This window comes from Leptolyngbya sp. BC1307 (assembly GCF_002286735.1).
Classification (GTDB): Bacteria; Cyanobacteriota; Cyanobacteriia; order Phormidesmidales; family Phormidesmidaceae; genus Phormidesmis.
Genome location: NZ_NRTA01000193.1, coordinates 1 through 605 on the forward strand (window position 1 = coordinate 1; position 605 = coordinate 605).

Sequence of the window (605 nt, forward strand, 5' to 3'; positions counted from 1 at the left end):
AGTGGCATGAGGCCGGGTAACCGCTGGCCCACCTGGCGCGGTCGGCCCATCTGGTGAGGTTGCCGAGGCGGTGCCGGGCGATAGAGCTGAGCATCTATAGGACTTACGCATTGACAGAGTAGCCAGCCTGTATGCTGGCAGGAGCCCCCTTCTTTTTGAGTGATCGCTAGGCCATGCGTGAGCTATCAAAACCATCTACAGCCCAGTGCGATAGCACGCTCTACACCTTATTTTTGCTCTCAGAGCCGAAGTATGTGAGCTGCGTGCGGCTCTCAGAAATTTTGGCAGATTTGAGCCACGATAGCGTGAATCGCTTTTTATTACGCGAACGTTACACGCCCAAAGACCTCTTTGACGAGGTTAAAGGCGAGCTGAACCTAGAATCCGGGACGCTCAGCGTAGACGATAGTGTGGAAGACAAACCGTATCGCGACCCCAGCAAAAGTGCCTTGGTGGATTACTTTTACTCGGGCAAGCACAAGCGACCGGTGAAGGGACTCAACCTAATTACTCTGTACTACAGTGACCCCTCCGGTCATTCTTATCCGGTCAACTTCAGACTGTATGACAAAGCAGCGGGCAAGACGAAGAACGACTATTTTAGA

The 605-nt window shown here is 52.9% G+C and carries 1 pseudogene; it reads left to right on the top strand.

Features of this window, described 5'->3' with window-relative positions:
* Window positions 1-173: 173 nt before the first annotated feature.
* A pseudogene (locus tag CKL79_RS22740) lies at window positions 174-605 on the top strand (IS701 family transposase); the annotation flags it as partial.